This window comes from Nocardia crassostreae, assembly GCF_001613405.1.
GTDB classification, from domain to species: domain Bacteria; phylum Actinomycetota; class Actinomycetes; order Mycobacteriales; family Mycobacteriaceae; genus Nocardia; species Nocardia crassostreae.
On the sequence record NZ_BDCH01000017.1, the window covers coordinates 226,212 to 239,884 of the forward strand.

A 13,673-nucleotide genomic window follows, 5' to 3' on the forward strand; every position below is an offset into this window, starting at 1 on the left:
TCAGTTCACCCAGGGCGGGTTCACGATGGTGCCGTCGGCGAGTTCGCCGGTGAACCCGACCGAGGTGGTGACCAGAACCTTGGCGGGCTGATCGCCGGGATTGTCGAGGCCGATGCGGGAGTCGGCATTGGCGACGGCGGCGTCGCCGGGGACGAGGGTGGCCGATTCGCCGTCGATGGTGATGACGACCGAACCCTCGAGGACCACGAAGGCCTCCTCGCGGTGAATGCGGTGCGGGACGCCGGTGGAGCCGGGCTGCACCTCGACCGTCCAGACATTGAGTTCCTTGCTGCCCACGGACGGGCGGATCAAGGAGGTGAAGCGGGCATTGTGCATATCGAAGACTTGGGCGTCGGCGGAGTAGGTCACTGGCATGTTCTGATCCTTTGGTCAAGTAGATTGTCTATATAGTCAAGCTTGTTGTCTTTCTTGTCAAGTGCCAAAATCTGGGACATGACCGCGTTCGCTGGGGATCTGCCACTGCTACTGCTCGCGGCCGCCGCGGAGGTCACCGACAGCATCCACGAGGGAGTGACGGCGGCCGGTTTCACCGATGTGCGGCCGACGCACGGGTTCGCCTTCGTGCGCATGGCGCCCGCCGGGGCGACGGTGGGCGAGATCGCCGAGCACCTGGGGGTGACCAAACAGGCGGCCAGCCAATTGGTCGACGAGCTCGTGAAAAAGGGCTACGCACAACGGAATCCACATCCGACCGATGCGCGGGCCCGTTTGATCACACTCACCGAGCGAGGGTGGGCGTGCACGCGCGCGGCGGATGCGGCGGCCGCACGATTCGCCGACCGGTGGGCAAGCGTCCTCGGGCCCGACCAGATGGTGGCACTGCGCAATTCGCTGGCGCGCGTGGTCACGCCGGGGCGGGTGCGACCGGCGGCCTGGTGAGCGAAGGGCGCGGTCGGCGGGACCGTCTCGCGCGGCGGTGGGGTTGGCCATAGGCTGTCGCGGTGAGTTCCGGGCGGACAGTGGTCGACGGGCGATTCGAGTTGCTCGAGCCGCTCGGCAGTGGCGGTATGGGGACGGTGTGGCGGGCATACGATCTCGCCCTGCACCGGGAGGTCGCACTGAAGGAAGTGCTCGCGGCGGAGGCCGACGGCACCCGCGGAGACAGTGTGGCGCAACGGGAGCGCGTGCTGCGCGAGGCGCGGGCGCTGGCGCGCATCCGGCATCCGAATGTGGTGGCCATTCACCACATCGTGGACTCCCCTGCACCGGCGCATCCGTGGATCGTGATGGAGCTGGTGGCCGGGCGCGGGCTCGACGATCATCTCGCGCGCGGACCGATGACACCGGCGCGGGCGGCGCGGCTCGGGCGCGGAATTCTGTCCGCGCTGCGGGCGGCGCATGCCGTCGGGGTGCTGCACCGGGATATCAAGCCCGCCAATGTGCTGCAGCGCGAGGACGGTTCGCCGGTGCTGACCGACTTCGGCATTGCCGCCGTCGAAGGATTGCACGGGCTCACCTCGACCGGCAATGTCATGGGATCCCTGGATTACGTTGCGCCGGAACGACTCGACGGGCGAGAGGGGCATCCCGCCTCCGATCTGTGGTCGCTCGGGCTGCTGCTCTACGTAGCGGTGGAGGGCTACCACCCTCTGCGGCGCGAGACGACGGCCGCCACCCTCGCGGCCGTGGTGCGCGGCGATGTGCCGCCGCCGCGGCAGGCCGGAGCACTGGCCCCCGTCCTGGCCGCACTCCTGATCACCGAGCCGGATCGACGGCCCCCGCTCGAGCACGTGGACCTCATGCTCGCGCGCGCAGCCGACGAGAGTGCCTCCTCACCCTTCGCCCCGCCACCCCCAGCCGTATCCGCGCCCTGGCCCCCGGCAGCAGCCGCATCGACCCCGATATCGACCGCTGCACCGGCGAACCAGGCCCCGCATCCCAGCCAGACCCAGCACCCCGGCCAGTCCCCATATCCCGGCCAGACCGCGTATCCCGGCCAGACCGCGTATCCCGGCCAGACTGCGCATCCGGGCGCGGGCAGACGGTGGCTGCCGATCGGGGCTGCGGCAGCGGTGCTCGTCGCGGCTCTGGTGGCGGCGATTGTGTTCTGGCCGGATCGGTCCGGCTCCCAGGCGAATCCGGGCCAGCCGCCCGGCACCAGTGGGCTGCCGGATGTCGGGCAACCGGCCGGGTCGATCCCCACCACCGCTGGCGCACCGGCCGATTCGGTGGACCTGCTCACCCCCGATGGCATTCGACAGGTGATCGCGGCTTTCGAAAATGCCTCCGGGGTACAGGAATTCAGCGAGGTGACGTTCTATCCCTCCTACGCCAATGCCGGTATGCCGATCTCGGCGGGATCCAAGCGCTACGACAGCTACACCTACCGCGACGGGACCGTGAGCAAACAGGGTCCGGGCGGCACCCTGACCGGAGACGAGACCACGGTGCGGCTGGGCTCGATCGCCTGGAGCGTGCTTCCGGCCCTGCTGCGCGCCGCGGACGAACAGCTCAATGTGCCGGACGCGACCATGCGTTATGTGATCGTGGACCCGGCGTGGACGTTCAACGACGACAAGCCGACCATCATGGTCTACCGGATCGACGCCTACAGCGGGGCCGCCTATCTGGCCGCCGACCTGGACGGCACCATCGTGAAGGTCTACCCCCGGGAGAGCTGACCCGCCCTGTCGCCCGGATCACAGTAGCTTTAATGTAGCCAGCGTCCTACCGTCAAGTAATAACGCCAACCGACATGGGGCGCTCGATGACACACGGTCGATCCATGTTCCGGGCCTGGTGGCGAGAACCCGTCGACTACCGCGGCTTGGTCAAGACCTTCGAATCCCATGCGGCGCTGAGCAGATTCAAGTTCATGCTCGGCGCTGGCGGCATCGTCATGCTCGTGATCGCATTGCTGGCCATGATCAGCCAGCACGAGCTGACCGGCCCGGGCGGCATCGCGCAAGGGTTTCTGGAGGCGGCCGTAGCGGGCGTCTGGACCTGCCGGTGGTGGTTCCTGCCCTGGCCGCGACGGTTCGAATCGCTGATCTGGATCGCCCTGTTCGATCTCGACGCCATCGTCAACAGCATTGTGGTGCACGATGCGGTCATCGGCGTGCTGGGGCTGGTGCTGATGGTCGCCATGGGCGCGTACGTGACCGTCTTCCACGGGCCTCAGGTGCTGCTGGCGCATATCGGCGCGTCCCTGGTGGCGAGCACCGTCCTGGCGGTGCGCATGTTCAGCCTCGCCGAGGGCATCGCCGTGGTCCTGGTCATCTTCGTGGTCGTCGGGGTCATGCTGCCGTTCATGCAGTTCGGTCACTGGCTGCTGCGCGTCGACGCGCTCTCGGATCCGCTGACCCGGTTGCTGAACCGGCGCGGGCTGGATTCCTATCTGTTCGCGCACATCGACCGCTGCCGTCATCGGACCGCCTATGTCGCGACCCTCGATCTGGATCGCTTCAAATCGGTCAAACGACACCTACGGGCACCCGTTCGGCGACGAGGTGCTGGTGCGCACGGCCGAGACGCTGCGCACGGCGACCGAGCCGCGGACTCTCATCGCCCGCACCGGCGGTGAGGAATTCGTGGTGGTCGGCTGTCTGCGCGAGCCCGCGGCGGTCGTCGGGGAGCGGCTGCGCGGGGCCGTCGCGACCATCCCCGACCTGCCCGTCCCCATCACCGCCAGCGTGGGCGTCGCGGTATTCGACGCCTCCCACCCCGGCACCGCCTACACCGAGGCCACCCATCGCCTGCTCATGCGCAGCTCCGATTCGGCCATGTACCGGGCCAAACACCTCGGCGGCAATACCGTGGTGGTGGCCGCGGACCAACCGCTCCGTGCATTAGCTGATCGGTAACCAATTCTGAAGCGCGGACGATGTCACCCCTATTGGGTCAAATCCGGTTTCACAGTGAGAGGGGTAGCACCATGGAGCGGTCGACAATCGGTCGGACTGTGCGGCGCGCCGCGGCGGCGGCCGCGGTGGTGGGCTGCGGGTTCGCTCTGACGCCCGTCGCGACGGCGAACGCGGATCCCGGTCCGCTGTACTTCCGCTACGGCGGCACCAACTGCGTCCTGCACGACAATGGCGGTTTCGTCTGCAACTCCGATTACGCCTATCAGCCGCCGAATGTGCGCCAGACGATCGGGGCGGTGGAATTCCCGCTGCCGTTCGCTGTGTCGCAGGTCGCCTACGACGGCAATCCCGCCTTCCCCGCACATCCGAACTTCGCGCCGCCGAGCGCCTATCTGCTGCCGGGCGGCAATCCGGATATCGCCGACGTGGCCACCGGACAGGGGCCGTGGGGGCCGATTGTCGAGCACGGCGGAACGCGCTGCGAGGTGAGCTTCCGCGCGAGTTTCGGCTGCTCCAACGGGGATCACGGACTCAGCATGTGGTGGCAGAACCTGGCAATCCGCTGATGGCGGCAATCCACTGACGGTGGGCGTGCGGCTCAGCCGAGTTCAAGCGTGGTGACGCCGAAAACCTTTTCCCGGCAATGGGATCGGGTCGGGCCGGTGTACATGCGGGCGGTTTCGAAGCTCGGGGACAACCCGGCCGCCCGCATGAGACGGACCGCGGGTTCATTGGTGAGCGGCACGTCCACCGCCAGTGGCGTTTCCCCGGCCAGCGCCGAAAGCAGTTGGCGCGCATCGGCGTCCGAGTCGGCGAAGAGCGGACCCACGCGCAGCCCGTCGCGGGCCGGGCGGGAGGTCGCGAATCCGGTCAGGGCGCCGTCCACGATGCGCACCACCGTGCGATGCCCGGGTTCAGCGAGCCAGGTGGTCAGGAACTCCGGGCGATCGGCCGGTAGGCAGGCGGAATCGTAGCGATGCAGGGCGGGGATATCGCCGGGGGCCAGCGGCCGCACCGTCGAATCCGGCGGCGGCAGATCCGGGATGCCGATGAATCGCGCACTGCAATAAGCGAGTTCGAATCCGCTGCGCCGATAGTTGTCCTGCTGATCGGGCACCCCGTCCAGGCCGACGACGCGATGCCCGGCGTGTTCGAGCCCGGCCTGCCAGGTCACCATGCCCAGTCCCAGCCCGCACAGCTCCGGCCGCACGAGATAGAACCCCAGGAAGGCGTAGTCGGCGCCGTAATTGACCACCGAGACCGCCGAGACGGGCGCACCGTCCACATACCCCAGGAAGAACCCCTCCGGATCCTGGGCGAAGAAGGCGGCGGCATCCCGCTCCCCCGGATTCCAGCCCTCCGCGGCGGCCCATTCCCTGACGGTCGCCCATTCGGCGGGCGTGGCCCGGGCAATGACAAGATCCGCGGGTCCGATTCCGGTGTCCGGCATACGTTCACGGTAGCCGCAATCGGACCGCTATCCCACCGATTCGCCGCGCGCGAACGAGGATTAGGCGGCGATGCCCGCACCCGCCGCCAATGCGAGGCACAGCGACGAGTAGAGGGCGAGCTCCAGCTGCCAGTAGGTCTCGCCGAGTCCGGCCGCGGCGACGGAGCCGAGGCCCCCGAGACCGCGGGCGGCCAGCACGCCCGCCACGGCCCAGGCGGCCAGGCGGGGTAGCCGGTGGGCGTCGACGGTGGCGGTGGCCACCGCGCCCGCGGCGGCCACGAGCAGACCCGCGACCACGTAAGTCAGTCCCGCCGAAGGGAGTTCGGAGTTGGGGCCGACGACGCGCTGGGCGAGGGTGACGTCGTCGTGGCCGGGCCAGCGCCAGCCCTGTGCCCAGGCGGCGTGAATGCCCGCGATACCGGCCAGGGCGGCGGCGCTGGTCCAGCCCGCCAGGCGGGCGGAGCGGGGATCGGGCCGCCAGGAGCGGCGGCGGTGGGCGAGATCGGACCACAGCGTCTTGCGAATTGTCGTCATTGGAATCTCCGAGTCTCTCGCCATACGCTACCGTATGGTCGCTGCCCATACGGTAGCGTATGGTTCGTGGCACTGTCGAGAGAGAACTGGATACAGGCGGCCCTGCTGGCGATCGCCGAGAACGGGACCAAGGCCGTGGCGGTCGAGCCGCTTGCCACCCGGGTCGGGGCCACGAAAGGGAGCTTCTACTGGCATTTCTCGAATCGGGAGGCGCTGCTCACCGCGACCCTCGAGTTTTGGGAACACGAGATGACCGATGTGCTCATCGAGCAGCTCGAAACCCTCGAGGATCCGACCGAGCGGCTGCGCAAGCTGCTCGTGGTGGCCATGGACGACGAGGATCCGGTGCGACCGGTCGACTTGGCGCTGGTGTCCGCGGGCAGCGATCCGGTGGTGCGGCCCTATCTCGATCGGGTGCAGCGCAAGCGACTCACGTTCCTGGAGCGCTGTTTTCGCGATATGGGGCTCTCCCCCACCCAGTCCCGCCACCGCGCCCGCCTGGCCTACGGCGCCTACCTCGGCTGGGTCGAGCTCACCCGGGCCCAATCCGGCGCACCGCCCTCGCGCCGCGATCTGATGGGCTATCAGCGCACCGCCATCGACCTGCTGACCCGGCCGGACCGGTAGGCCAGGCCGGTCGTGTCGGCCCGCTGCGGTAGGATCTGGCACGAGAGCGAACCACTTTGACCTGCGGGGTTGCGATGTGGCCGACTACGCACACTCCGATCACGCGAGCCGCAGCCGTGAGGAGAAGGCCCGACGATTGGCGGCCTACCTCTGGGTGCGCGGGATCACCGGCCCGGAACTGCTGGAGCTGCCGATGCCGCAGCGCCGAAAACTGGCGCGGGCGGCCGAGACCAATCCGCCCAGCACCGATGAGACCTGGCAGGTCGTCGCGCGGCTGCTGACCGAGAAGGACGCCTGGGCCGCGCGCAATCCCGAGCATCCCGCGGCCAGGCGCGACCATCTCGACGAGAAGATCCTGTGGGTGAAACCGCCGGTCAAACCCTGGGAGTAGCGCGCGACGCGCGGGATCCGGCTCTTGACAGCAAGAAATGAACCGGGGTTCACTGCTTGAGTGTCACCCGATTACGAGAACCACGCCGGGACCCGGCCCGCCGCCTGGCGCGATGACCTGACCGGCGGGGACGACTCGCTGTTCGCCGGGCGGCCGGAGCCGGAGAACGAATTCACCGGTCGCACACTGACCTACGAGGTGACCGGCCGGATCGCCCGGATTACCTTCAACCGCCCCGAGCACGGCAATGCCATTACCTCGGATACGCCGATCGAGCTGGCGGCGGCGGTCGAGCGGGCCGATCTGGATCCGCGCGTGCACGTCATGGTGGTGAGCGGGCGCGGTAAGGGCTTCTGCGGCAGCTACGACCTGTCGATCTTCGCCGAGAACAGCTTCGCGCCCACCGCGGGCGCGCAGACGGCCGAGGGCACCATACTCGATCCGGTCGTCCAGGCCCGCAATCACAATCCTTGGGGCACTTGGGATCCCATGGTCGACTACGCCATGATGTCGCGATTCAACCGCGGATTCGCCAGCCTGCTGCACGCGAACAAGCCGACGGTGGCGAAGGTGCACGGTTTCGCCATTGCGGGCGGCACCGATATCGCCCTGTTCGCCGATCAGATCATCTGCGCCGCGGATGCGCGTTTCGGATATCCGCCCACCCGCACCTGGGGTATTCCGGCGGCGGGCATGTGGGCGCACCGGGTCGGCGATCAGCGCGCCAAGCGGCTGCTGTTCACCGGCGACAGCCTCAGCGGCGCGCAGGCGGCCGAGTGGGGACTGGCCATCGAGGCCCCGCCCGCCGATGAGCTCGACGCGCGCACCGAGGATCTGCTGCAACGCATTTCGCGGGTGCCGATCAATCAGCTGGTCATGGCGAAGCTGGCGCTCAACAGCACGCTGCTCCATCAGGGCGTGGCGAACTCCGGCATGATCAGCACGGTGTTCGACGGCATCTCCCGGCACACCCGCGAGGGCTATGCCTTCCAGATGCGCGCCGCCACAGCCGGTTTCCGCGAAGCGGTGCGCGAGCGCGACGAACCGTTCGGCGACTGGAAGCGTGCGCAGTTCGACAGAAACGCACAGGACGAGGCCGCACAGGACAAGCCCGCGGAGTAGTCGCGCCGGATCAGGCCCCGCCAGGCAGATCCGTCCGCTCGACCTCCGCCACGACCTTCTCCCCCAGTGAGCGCAGCGCCTCCGCCTCCCGATCGGTCATATCGTCGATGAACAGCCGCCGTACCAGCAGGACATGGTTGGGCGCGGCGGCCTCCAGGGCCTCGCGACCAGCGTCGGTGAGGTGCACCTCCCGGCCGCGCGCATCGTCGGCGGCCTGGCAGCGGTCGACGAGACCGCGCGCGGCCATGCGCGTCAGATGCTTGGACAGGCGGCTCTTGTCCCAGCAGATCTCGGCGCCCAATTCCTTGGCGCGCATGGTGCCGCCCGCCGCCGAGAGCGCGACCAGCACTTCGTAATCGGACGGGGAGAGCCCGTCCTCGGCAAATCCGGTCGCAATGGCGGCGTCGAGGCGCTGCCGCAGCCGGATGTAGGCCTGCCAGGTCGTCTGTTCCGCATCGGTCAGCCAGCGCGTCATGGAATACATCTTAACGACGCTTGGTTGACATAGACACCAACAGTGTTCCGAGTGTCCAGCGCCCTTCGAGGAGGACCAATGCCCGCCATCACCGTCGACAACATCCTGGTGCTGCCGCGGCTGCCGCGCCCCGACGTCACCATGACCGACCGGCCCGTCCGGAATGTCGTCACCGCCGAGTATCAGACGGAGGGCGCGGGCTTCCAGGTCCGCCGCCCCTTCCCCAGCCTGGGCCTGCGCTCGGCCGACCCGTTCATCCTGCTCGACGAGATGGGGCCGGTCACCTATGAACCGCACGAGGCCAAGGGCGCGCCCTGGCATCCGCATCGCGGATTCGAGACCGTCACCTATGTCATGGACGGCACCATGGTGCACCACGATTCACACGGCGGCGGGGGTGTCATCAGCGAGGGCGACACCCAGTGGATGACCGCCGGGTCCGGCATCCTGCACGACGAGGTGCCGTCGGAGGACATTGTCGTCCGGGGCGGGCGGATGCACGGTTTCCAGCTCTGGGTGAATCTGCCGCGCGCGGCGAAAATGGCCGCGCCGCGCTATCAGGATCTGAAAGCCGGGGAACTCACCCTGGTCAGTTCGCACGACGGTGGTGCGCTGGTGCGGCTCATTGCCGGGAGTATCGGCGGGTTCGAGGGGCCGGGGTCCACACATACCCCGATCGCCTATGCGCACGCCTCCATCAGCCCGGGCGGACGGCTGGAAACGCCGTGGCCGCAACGGTTCACGGCCATGGTGTACGTGGTGTCCGGCAGCGGGACGGTCGGGGCGGAACGACGTCCGGTCCGTGCCGGGCAGTTGGTGATCCTGGGGAACGGGGATTCGCTCACAGTTTCCGCCGATCCGAAACAGGACTCACGCACGGGTGATATGGAAGTACTGCTGCTGGGCGGACAGCCGATTCGGGAGCCCGTCGTGCAGTACGGGCCGTTCGTCATGAATACCCGGCAGGAGATCATCGAAGCCATCGAGGATTTTCAAGCGGGACGAATGGGACATATTCCGGCGGAACATATTCCAAACGAACATTAGTAATTTACCAGGATAAATAGCTCATCCGGTTGACAATGCAACGGTCCGCCAGAACAGTAGACGCCGGACCCGGACCGGTCACCGTTGCCGTACCCGCGCGACGGTGGCACCCGCGCCGAACCGGGCCGCTACCAACCTATTGCGCCGACATTGAGGAATACATGAACGTTCGCCGGCTTCTCGTCACCGCCAGCGTCGCGGCACTGACGACCCTCGCAGCCCCCTCCGCCATCGCCCTCGCCGATGTTCCGACCGGGTCGTCCGGCACCGGCTCGTCCACCATCGACACCGGCTCCGGCGCCACCGGCTCGGCCAACCTGGCGCAGACCGGTTCCGCCGGTGGATCCTTCAAGAACTGCGACGAGGCCCGCGCCGCCGGTCGCGCCCCGCTGTTCCGCGGCGAGCCGGGCTACGGCCCCCACCTGGACCCGGACGGCGACGGCTTCGCCTGCCCCACGGTTTAACCCAACTCTCGGGACGCCGCCTCGAACTACGGGCGGGCTCGGGGTTCCCGCCGGAGCGGCGGAGCAACCCGGTCCTACAACACGAACACCCGATGTCCCACGGACATCGGGTGTTCTTTTTGTCCGCTGGTCAGCGGCGGAAGATCTTGACCAGGGTCAGCAGGACGATGAGGGCGCCCGCGCCGATGAGGCTGTACTTGATCTTGGGCTCGTTCACCTTCGCGACCAGGGCGTGCTTGGTGTTGTCGGCCAGTCGTTGGGGGTCGGCGCGCACCGCGAGTTCGTCGAGGGTGCTCGCCAGCCGGTTACGCGCGGCCTCGATCTCCCGTTCGATCGCCTCGGTATCTCTCGCCACGTCACACTCCTGTCTGGAAGCCGCCTCGGCGGGCGGCATTGTCGTCTCGAGGTCGCTCGCCGTCATCCACGGGCCGACCTGCACCGAAGTGTATCGCCCACACACTGTCCGGCCCGTCCACTACGGTGGCGGCATGACCGAGAACCACCGACTCAGTCCCGGCGATACCGCGCCCGCCTTCACCCTGCCCGATGCCGACGGCACAGAGGTCTCGCTGTCGGACTATCGCGGCCGCAAGGTGATCGTCTACTTCTACCCCGCCGCGAGCACGCCGGGCTGCACCAAGCAGGCCTGCGACTTCCGCGACAGCCTGGCCGCGCTGAACGGCGCCGGGATCGACGTCCTGGGCATCTCCCCCGACAAACCGGCCAAGCTGGCCAAATTCCGGGACAACGAGCAGCTGACCTTCGAACTGCTCTCCGACCCGGACAAGGAGGTGCTGCTCGCCTACGGCGCGTTCGGCGAGAAGACCATGTACGGCAAGACCGTCACCGGCGTCATTCGCTCCACATTCCTGATCGACGAGAACGGCAAGGTCGAGGTCGCGCAGTACAACGTGCGCGCCACCGGCCACGTCGCCAAGCTGCGCCGCGAACTGTCGGTGTGACGGCTGAGTCCCGGCCCCTTCCGGGGCCGGGACTCGAATCTCGGCAGTGCCCTGAACGACCGAGATCCAGCTATACGCGCGGCAGCATCTGCGCCGCCCACTGGAGCATCATGCGCCAGTGGTTGTCCCACCACTTCGCGAATTCGGGGGTGCCCAACGGGGGCGGTGTGGTCTCGCCCGGGAAGAGACCGGATTCGGTGGGCGACCCGACCGGATGAGTGGGCGCGGGAATGATCGACTCCGGATGGGTCGCCGCCTCACCCTCCGGCTGTGATTTCACCAGCGGCTTGGACGGCACCAGTTCCACGCCCGGATCCGGGCCCCAGTTGAGAGTGGCCGGATCGATGGTCACGATCTCGGGCTCGGCCTCGGGCAGCGGCTCCACCGTGGGCGTCTCCGCATCGGTGAGCGTGGGCTCCATACCCGGCAGGCCCTCGGCGATCTCCCCGGCCGAGCCGCTCTCGGGCGGCGCCACCGGATCACCGATGGGCTGCTCGGGCGCGGTGTGCGCATCGGCGGAGACCCGGGAATCGGTGAGGATGGGCTCCGGCACCGCCTTGGAGTTATTGCTCGCCGCGTACACGCCGCCGGTCACCAGACCGCCCGCCAGCACGCTCGCGGCGGCGAACAGGGCGGCGGTGCCGCGGGCGCGGCGAATGCGTTCGGCGGCCTCACCGGCGAATTCGGTCTCCGGCAGCGCGGCGAGGGCGGCGCCGATGGCCGGTGCGGCGGCGGCCACCGAGCACGGAATGACCGGCGCGCCGAACTCGGCCTCGAGCGCCGTCACCACGGCGGGTTCGCTTGCGGCCGAACCGATCAGCACCACGGCGTCCGGCTTCACCCCGGCGGCGTCGAACTGATCCCAGGCGGCGGTGACGGCGGCGCGCATGGCCTCGTCGGTGGTGGCGCCGCCGGTGAGGGTGACCGCGGCCAGCACCCGGGCCCGGTCGGGATCGATGAGCGAGAACGCCTGGAATCCGGGCACCACCTCGCAGATGGCCAGATCCTCGAATTCGTCCACCCAGGTCATGGCCCGCGCCACCGACAGGTGCGCGGCCTTGGCCGACACCAGCGAGGCATCGTGCCACGGCCCGGCCGCCAGCCGGGTGACAATGGCGCGGCGCTCGGCCGCATCGCGATAGGCGACGGCCGCGCCCAGGATGTCGCGTTCGGTCCCCATCTCGTCGGCAATGGCCTCCAGCGCGGTCTCGACCGCCGCCGCCAGGTCGGCCTTGGTATCACCGGTGACCGTCACCACCCGTTGCAGCACCACGCGCTCGGGCAGCTTGTCGCCTTCGTCGGCGAGGGCCACGGCGCGCACGGTGCCGCGCTCGGTGGCGACGCCGATGGTCACCGCGGATCGAACAACAGCAGAAGCAACCACAGATCGGCCTTCCAACGTCGTCGCGCTCGATGAGATGAAGCCCCTGGGGGTGCGGCCAGGAAGCAGCTGCGATGGAAGTTCGTCACCGCGACCGAGTCGGATGGGTACAAAAACACCGAGATAGACGGACACACGAAGGACCGCAGCGTGTCATCCGCGTGTCGCTACCTCTAGGCTGTTGAACGTGGAAGCGCGCGCGGGAGCCAGGTCGACGAGACGACCGGACCCTGCGTTGGAGCTGCAGGACGATCCGCAAGAACTCATGCCCCGTCGCCGCCCGACGCAGGAACGGAGCAAGAGGAAGTTCGACGCCCTGTTGCACGCGTCCCGGGAACTGCTGGTGGAGGTGGGTTTCGAGTCCTTCACCTGTGAAGAGGTCGCCTCCCGTGCGGAAGTCCCGATCGGCACCCTCTACCAGTTCTTCGCCAACAAGTACGTCATTGTCTGCGAGCTGAATCGCCAAGACCTGGTTGCGGTTTCACAGGAGCTCTCGGAGTTCCACGGCGAGATCCCGTCCATGGACTGGCTGCGGCACATGAACGCCCTAGTCGATCACCTCGCGGATCTGTGGATGACCGATCCGTCCCGGCGCGAGGTGTGGCTGGCCATGCAGTCCACGCCGTCCACCCGGGCGACCGGCGCCATCCACGAAAAGGAGTTCGCCGAAGCGGTTTCGCAGATGCTGCGCCCGCTCACGCCGCGCGGCCGCCGCTCCATTATGGCGCAGGTGCTGGTGCACGTGGTCTATTCGATGCTGAATTTCTCCGTCCAGGACGGCCTCAGCCACGAGGACGCGGTGGCGGAGCTCAAGCGGCTCATGGTCGCGTATCTGCTGATCGCCGAAAAGGAATCGCGCTCCGGCGGTCAGCGCACGACCTTCGAACCCGACGCCAACTGACCGGGCGCTGATTCAGCCCTGGATCAGGTCCGCTAGTTCCCCGGGATCTTCCAGCACCACCATGGCGGCCGCCGTATCGCCATCGTGGGTGAGCGACAGGTGAACTCGCACCCGGGGCAGGAATTCCGCTGCCAGCCCCTGCAATTTGATGCTGGGCCGCCCCCACGCGTCGTTCACGACCTCGATGAGCGGATACGGATTGTCGCCGACCTGCGGGCTGCGCGCGAAGCGGGAAGACGCCCACGCCTTGATGACCGCCTCTTTGGCGGCCCAGCGGGCGGCATAGCTGCGCGCCGGATCGGTGCCCTTGCTCTGGCAGTAGCGCCGCTCACCGGCGGTGAAACTCTCCCGGATCATGGTGGTGCCGGTGCGTTCCAGCTGTTCGGCGAATTCGGAGATGCTCACCAGATCCAGGCCGATACCAAGGATCGTCACGTTTAGGGTTCCTCCAACTCTCGGCGTTACGCACGAAGGTACCAGCGGAGCCTACGGTTG

19 protein-coding genes are annotated in these 13,673 nt (G+C 68.1%); 12 read left to right on the plus strand and 7 right to left on the minus strand.

Annotation, left to right across the window (positions count from 1 at the left end):
- Entirely contained in the window at positions 1–375 is a 375-nt protein-coding gene (locus NC4_RS17565; protein WP_067539303.1) for a cupin domain-containing protein, read from the minus strand.
- A 78-nt stretch (positions 376–453) separates the two neighbouring features.
- On the opposite strand from NC4_RS17565, the gene NC4_RS17570 reads away from it, so the two are divergent.
- From NC4_RS17570 to NC4_RS17590, 5 genes are all read left to right on the plus strand, one after another.
- Positions 454–900 (plus strand): MarR family winged helix-turn-helix transcriptional regulator, encoded by a 447-nt coding sequence (locus NC4_RS17570; RefSeq protein WP_067539305.1) that lies wholly within the window; start codon positions 454–456, stop codon positions 898–900.
- A 62-nt stretch (positions 901–962) separates the two neighbouring features.
- The gene (locus tag NC4_RS17575; RefSeq protein WP_218021200.1) at positions 963–2,642 is read left to right on the plus strand and encodes a serine/threonine-protein kinase; all 1,680 of its coding nucleotides are present in this window, start codon (positions 963–965) and stop codon (positions 2,640–2,642) included.
- Positions 2,643–2,728: 86 nt separating this feature from the next.
- Entirely contained in the window at positions 2,729–3,544 is an 816-nt protein-coding gene (locus NC4_RS43990) for a diguanylate cyclase domain-containing protein (protein WP_281186304.1), read from the plus strand.
- On the plus strand, positions 3,477–3,824 hold the full coding sequence (locus NC4_RS43995) for a diguanylate cyclase domain-containing protein (protein WP_281186305.1): 348 nt from the start codon (positions 3,477–3,479) through the stop codon (positions 3,822–3,824). The genes NC4_RS43990 and NC4_RS43995 overlap by 68 nt, the downstream gene beginning before the upstream one ends.
- A gap of 71 nt (positions 3,825–3,895) precedes the next feature.
- Entirely contained in the window at positions 3,896–4,390 is a 495-nt protein-coding gene (locus tag NC4_RS17590) for a hypothetical protein (protein ID WP_157554834.1), read from the plus strand.
- 32 nt (positions 4,391–4,422) lie between these two features.
- Here NC4_RS17590 and NC4_RS17595 read toward each other — a convergent pair whose 3' ends face one another.
- Positions 4,423–5,274: a GNAT family N-acetyltransferase gene (locus tag NC4_RS17595; RefSeq protein WP_067539317.1), complete on the minus strand. Its 852-nt coding sequence runs from the start codon at positions 5,272–5,274 to the stop codon at positions 4,423–4,425.
- 60 nt (positions 5,275–5,334) lie between these two features.
- The gene (locus NC4_RS17600; protein ID WP_067539320.1) at positions 5,335–5,808 is read right to left on the minus strand and encodes a DUF3995 domain-containing protein; all 474 of its coding nucleotides are present in this window, start codon (positions 5,806–5,808) and stop codon (positions 5,335–5,337) included.
- 66 nt (positions 5,809–5,874) lie between these two features.
- Between NC4_RS17600 and NC4_RS41065 the strand changes: the two genes are divergently transcribed.
- The 3 genes from NC4_RS41065 to NC4_RS17615 all read left to right on the plus strand — a co-directional run bounded on the left by NC4_RS41065 (position 5,875) and on the right by NC4_RS17615 (position 7,948).
- Positions 5,875–6,435 carry a TetR/AcrR family transcriptional regulator gene (locus NC4_RS41065; RefSeq protein ID WP_067539323.1) on the plus strand — a complete coding sequence of 187 codons (561 nt, stop codon included), beginning with the start codon at positions 5,875–5,877 and terminating at the stop codon, positions 6,433–6,435.
- Between the two features lie 76 nt (positions 6,436–6,511).
- Positions 6,512–6,826, plus strand: coding sequence for a hypothetical protein (locus tag NC4_RS17610; protein ID WP_067539326.1), 315 nt, complete (start codon positions 6,512–6,514; stop codon positions 6,824–6,826).
- 60 nt (positions 6,827–6,886) lie between these two features.
- Positions 6,887–7,948 (plus strand): crotonase/enoyl-CoA hydratase family protein, encoded by a 1,062-nt coding sequence (locus NC4_RS17615; RefSeq protein ID WP_067539329.1) that lies wholly within the window; start codon positions 6,887–6,889, stop codon positions 7,946–7,948.
- A 10-nt stretch (positions 7,949–7,958) separates the two neighbouring features.
- On the opposite strand, the gene NC4_RS17620 is transcribed toward NC4_RS17615, so the two are convergent.
- Positions 7,959–8,423: a MarR family winged helix-turn-helix transcriptional regulator gene (locus NC4_RS17620; protein WP_067539885.1), complete on the minus strand. Its 465-nt coding sequence runs from the start codon at positions 8,421–8,423 to the stop codon at positions 7,959–7,961.
- Between the two features lie 78 nt (positions 8,424–8,501).
- Here NC4_RS17620 and NC4_RS17625 point away from each other — a divergent pair, with 78 nt between their 5' ends.
- Together NC4_RS17625 and NC4_RS17630 are read left to right on the plus strand one after the other, a co-directional pair.
- Complete coding sequence (locus NC4_RS17625; protein WP_067539332.1) at positions 8,502–9,470, plus strand: pirin family protein; 969 nt, start codon at positions 8,502–8,504, stop codon at positions 9,468–9,470.
- Positions 9,471–9,631: 161 nt separating this feature from the next.
- The gene (locus NC4_RS17630) at positions 9,632–9,934 is read left to right on the plus strand and encodes an excalibur calcium-binding domain-containing protein (RefSeq protein ID WP_067539335.1); all 303 of its coding nucleotides are present in this window, start codon (positions 9,632–9,634) and stop codon (positions 9,932–9,934) included.
- A 130-nt stretch (positions 9,935–10,064) separates the two neighbouring features.
- Here NC4_RS17630 and NC4_RS17635 read toward each other — a convergent pair whose 3' ends face one another.
- Positions 10,065–10,289, minus strand: a complete 225-nt coding sequence (locus NC4_RS17635; protein WP_067539893.1) for a DUF3618 domain-containing protein — start codon at positions 10,287–10,289, stop codon at positions 10,065–10,067.
- A 133-nt stretch (positions 10,290–10,422) separates the two neighbouring features.
- On the opposite strand from NC4_RS17635, the gene bcp reads away from it, so the two are divergent.
- Positions 10,423–10,896, plus strand: coding sequence for a thioredoxin-dependent thiol peroxidase (gene bcp, locus NC4_RS17640; protein WP_067539338.1), 474 nt, complete (start codon positions 10,423–10,425; stop codon positions 10,894–10,896).
- Positions 10,897–10,966: 70 nt separating this feature from the next.
- Here the strand turns inward: bcp and NC4_RS17645 are convergent, their stop codons facing one another.
- A complete protein-coding gene (locus NC4_RS17645; protein WP_067539341.1) occupies positions 10,967–12,250 on the minus strand; it encodes a DUF7159 family protein in 1,284 nt (427 codons plus the stop codon).
- A gap of 292 nt (positions 12,251–12,542) precedes the next feature.
- Between NC4_RS17645 and NC4_RS17650 the strand changes: the two genes are divergently transcribed.
- Positions 12,543–13,178 carry a TetR/AcrR family transcriptional regulator gene (locus NC4_RS17650; RefSeq protein WP_245721776.1) on the plus strand — a complete coding sequence of 212 codons (636 nt, stop codon included), beginning with the start codon at positions 12,543–12,545 and terminating at the stop codon, positions 13,176–13,178.
- 12 nt (positions 13,179–13,190) lie between these two features.
- On the opposite strand, the gene acpS is transcribed toward NC4_RS17650, so the two are convergent.
- A complete protein-coding gene (gene acpS / locus NC4_RS17655) occupies positions 13,191–13,613 on the minus strand; it encodes a holo-ACP synthase AcpS (RefSeq protein WP_067539344.1) in 423 nt (140 codons plus the stop codon).
- Between the last annotated feature and the right edge of the window lie 60 nt (positions 13,614–13,673).